3 protein-coding genes and 1 pseudogene are annotated in these 3,813 nt (G+C 63.8%); 2 read left to right on the top strand and 2 right to left on the bottom strand.

What is annotated here, in order from left to right; all coding sequences use genetic code 11:
* Both Ato02nite_RS03135 and Ato02nite_RS03130 read left to right on the top strand, forming a co-directional pair.
* Nucleotides 1-233 (top strand): annotated as a pseudogene (locus tag Ato02nite_RS03135) (hypothetical protein); the annotation flags it as partial.
* Between the two features lie 198 nt (nt 234-431).
* A complete protein-coding gene (locus Ato02nite_RS03130; RefSeq protein ID WP_246606021.1) occupies nt 432-1,112 on the top strand; it encodes a DUF4352 domain-containing protein in 681 nt (226 codons plus the stop codon).
* On the opposite strand, the gene Ato02nite_RS03125 is transcribed toward Ato02nite_RS03130, so the two are convergent.
* Nucleotides 1,113-1,586 (bottom strand): helix-turn-helix domain-containing protein, encoded by a 474-nt coding sequence (locus tag Ato02nite_RS03125; protein WP_213004815.1) that lies wholly within the window; start codon nt 1,584-1,586, stop codon nt 1,113-1,115.
* Between the two features lie 1,375 nt (nt 1,587-2,961).
* Nucleotides 2,962-3,813: helix-turn-helix domain-containing protein (locus tag Ato02nite_RS03120; protein ID WP_213004814.1), on the bottom strand; the 852-nt coding region annotated here is incomplete at its 5' end.

The following is a 3,813-nucleotide window of genomic DNA, read 5'->3' as shown; positions in this document are numbered from 1 at the left end:
CGGTGTCCGACCATCCCCGCCTTGAGCTGCTGATCGGCCACGAGTCGGTGTACCTGCTCGAGGACAAGGCCGAAGACTGGCGGGCCTTGGCCGCGACGCGTGGGCTGGTCGACCGTCCCGACTCTGCGTCGGCAGCCCTGTTGGCGATCGAGTGCGAGGTCAACGTGATGACCCGGGATCCTCGCTGGTATTCGGCGGTACCCGAACGGATCGTGCACCACTTCGACGAGTAGTCCCGGATTGCAAGGATCTTCCGTTCTCTTGCCGGGCCTGATTGACCCACAGCCGCAGTCCGATCATCGATGGGTCTGATCCATCCGGGTGACTGCGCGTGCGCAACGAATGTCGTTGGGTGTGTGTCGCGGTCGGTCCTCAGGGCTGGTGGCCGGCCGCGCACACCAGCCCTTCACCTGCCCGCATGGAGTCCACCCATGTCCTACGACCCGAACCAGCGGCCCGCATACGGGCAGCAGCCATATGGGCAGCCTCCGGTAGTGCCCAGCCAGCCGACATCGCCGTACGTGCCTCAGGGCTACGGCCAGCCCGCCTACCCGGTGCAGGCTCACCCGCCGAAGAAGCGCAAGTGGCCGTGGATCGTGCTCGGCATCTTCGTCATCGGCGCGCTCGGCTGTGTCGGCCTGTTCACGCTGGTGCTCGGTGGCACCGCGAAGGTGGCGGGCGACCTGGACGACAACCAGAAGGGCAAGAACGCCGCGGCGGGCGTCATGAACAAGCCGATCACCGACGGGAAGTTCCAGTTCACCGTCACCGGCATGAAGTGCGGGGTGCCGACCGTCGGCGGCGAGATCGGGCAGAAGGCCCAGGGCCAGTTCTGCCTCATCGATGTGTCGATCAAGAATGTGGGGACGGCGGCGGAGGTGTTCACCGACCTGTCGCAGGCCGTGTACGACGCTGAGGGGAACCAGTACTCGGCGGACTCGGGGGCGAGCGTGTACGCGAACGCCGACTATCAGACTTTCCTCACCGAAATCAACCCCGGGAACACGGTAAAAGGCAAGCTCGTGTTCGACCTGCCTGCGGGCACCAAGCCGGCGTCGATCCTGCTGCACGAGTCGACGTTCACCGAAGGCGTGAAGATCCCGCTGAAGTAGCTACTGGCTGGCCGCGCGTGCCGCGGCTGCCGCTCCATAGTCGCCATCCAACCAGAGGTCGAGCGCAGCTGTCCGGATCCGCCATTCACCGCCGAGCTTGTTGCCGGGCAGTCGACCCGCAACAAGCTCGGCGGTGACCGTTTTGATGTCACTTTGCAGGTAATCTGCCGCATCTTTGATCGTCAGCACGGCCGGGAGGCTGTCTCCACGCGCGATGAGGTGTGCGGACCGGAGTGGGGCAGGCTTCTCTGTCGATTCTGGCTTTCGTCCCGTCATGGCTTCGACGGAGGATGACCTGCTCTTTGCGCTCGTGCGTACGAGGAGCAACCCGACGATCAGGGCGCCGACGACCATGACTTGGACGGCGGCGAGGCTGTTGTTGAAGACGATGGCGAGAACAACGAAGGCGCCGAGGATTGCTGCCCCGATGGGCCACGGCGACAACGGGCGCCGTGGCTGCGAGGGCAGGCTCATGTGGTCATCCTGCCCGGCCCGGCTTCATCGGCCAACATCAACACGCACGCCGAGACGTTTGGCCGATCCGATCGTGGTGCCGCTTCTCGTAGCCTGACCCCATCGTCGGCATCGGGGGTCCTCAATGCGTGGGCTGGGCAGGCTCTTCGGACTCACTCTCTTCACCGGCGCCTTCGACGAGAATCCTGATCTTTCGAACAGGGCGTCAGCCCCCGCTGTTGAAGCGTTGTATCAGTGCCAAGACCCCGACTGTCGCGGCGTTGCCGCCCTGACCCGGTCTGACTCCTTTTGTACCGGCACCTCTGGGCAACGTCACCGGCCTGCACCTATGTGGACGATCCCTGACGGAAGCGCCGAAGTTACACCTGGTCTTCAAATTAACGATTACGAGTGGTGGCGCGAGTGAATGAGTTCCTTGCCGTCCGGGTCGGCCCTCGCTTTGTCTTCGTTAATTTGCTACCTACATTCGCCTTGACCCTGTTGGTGGGAGGGCTCGCGGCGGCGGGAGCGCCGGGCGTCGCCCCGTCCTGGGGAAGGCTGAGCGCCTTCGCGGTCCGGATTGGGTGGCCGGGGGCAATGATCGGGGTCTTCGCCGTCGTTGTCCTCTCGGCTGTTCTGCACCCACTCGCCTATCCCATGATCCAATTTCTGGAGGGTTACTGGGATGGGCTTCCCGCAGGAAGGGCTCTCAAGCTCAGGGCGTCTCAGCGATATCACACCTGGCGTATTCAGCTCGGAGAACTCCAATCCCGCAGCCGGCAGCTCGTGCCGGACCTAGCCTGGCTGCCGCCGGCCATGGAGCCCGCACTGCCAACACGCCTCGGGAACGCTTTGCAGGCTGGAGAGATCAGGGCAGGAGACCGATACGGCTATCGAACCGGGGACATCCTGCAGCGGCTCATCCCGATCGCGTCGCCAGCAGTCCGGACGGAGTTGTCAGACACCCGAAATCAACTCGACACCTCGGCCCGGCTATGCGCATTCAGCTTGCTGGCGGTGCCCGTGACTCTGTTCCTGCTCTGGTCACACGGCCTGTGGCTCCTAGTCCCTTTCGGCTGCTATCTGTTCGCATGGGCGTCGTACCGCGCTGCCCTGGCCGCTGCGTACAGATTTTGTAACGCGGTGAGCGTCGCTGTCGACCTGTATCACCTGCGATTATGGGACGCCCTCTCGCTTCAAAGACCAGAGAGCTTCGCGGACGAGCAGCGCCGAATGGGCCCGCTGCTGTGTCAACTGCTCCGCGATGGCCGTGGCCTAAAGTCCGATGCGCCGCTTTCCTACATTCCAGACGCAGATCCCTCCGGCACTGGCGCCTGGGAGCCGACACAGACGACTCTCCCTGTCGGGGATGACAGGGAGAGTCGGCGACGATTTTTTAACCGATATGGAGCGCGGCGGCAGCAGCCCTGATCAGCTGTACAGCGTCGTCCCCCTCGACAGCCTCGCTCCAGAACCGGTCCATGACCTTTGCGTATCTCTTCGCAGCCTCGCCGTGATAAGGCGTGTCGATAACGTAGTCCTCGACGACGGCAAGATCGTCGTACATTGCGAAGCCGATCTGCGCTGCAGTGTGGCGCCGCCGGCCGAACGGCAAAATCCCGAACCTGACGTTGGGAAGGTCCGTGACCGTTTCGAGGCGCGCCAGTTGCGCTCGCATCACATCCGGCTCGACGATCACGTCCCGCAGCACCGACTCGCTGATAATGATCTCGTAGTGCTTCCCGAGGTCGTACAGGTATTCGCGACGGGCCATGCGCGTCTGAACGTCCGCTTCGACGTTTCGGGGCGTATCCGGATCGAGATCATTCAGATCCTCGAAGATCTGCCGCGCGTAGTCGGGTGTTTGCAGGATGCCTGGCACCCACGCCAGCTGGAAGATCCGGAAAAGGGTTGAATCCCGATAGAGACGGGCGTACTCAAGCTGCACTGCCTGCCGGCCCGTCTTCATCCGGTCCCGCCACGATTTCTCGGCCGCCTTGTACTGAGCGAGCATGCCGATGGTCGTGTCGCGGTCTCGGTCAGACATGCCAGTCGCCTGGGCCCACGCACGCACGTCGTCTGCCGTGACGGCCGTACGCGCACCGCTTTCGGTCTTCGACAGCTTTGCCGGATCCCACTTCAGCAGGGCCGCAAGTTCCTTCTGCTGCAGGTTGGCGGCTTCGCGTGCCTCGCGGAGACGGTTGGCAACCGCGTAAGGCTTGGGCTGCCAGTCGTCGGCGCGGAAGTC

The organism is Paractinoplanes toevensis (genome assembly GCF_018332695.1).
Lineage (GTDB): Bacteria > Actinomycetota > Actinomycetes > Mycobacteriales > Micromonosporaceae > Actinoplanes > Actinoplanes toevensis.
The sequence above is the reverse complement of the archived record's forward strand: the minus strand, read 5'-3'. Positions and strand labels throughout refer to the sequence as shown.

Excerpts from the sequence above, each read along its gene's own strand:
- Ato02nite_RS03125 (WP_213004815.1), bottom strand. The coding sequence starts at position 1,586 with ATGAGCCTGCCCTCGCAGCCACGGCGCCCGTTGTCGCCGTGGCCCATC.
- Ato02nite_RS03130 (WP_246606021.1), top strand. The coding sequence starts at position 432 with ATGTCCTACGACCCGAACCAGCGGCCCGCATACGGGCAGCAGCCATAT.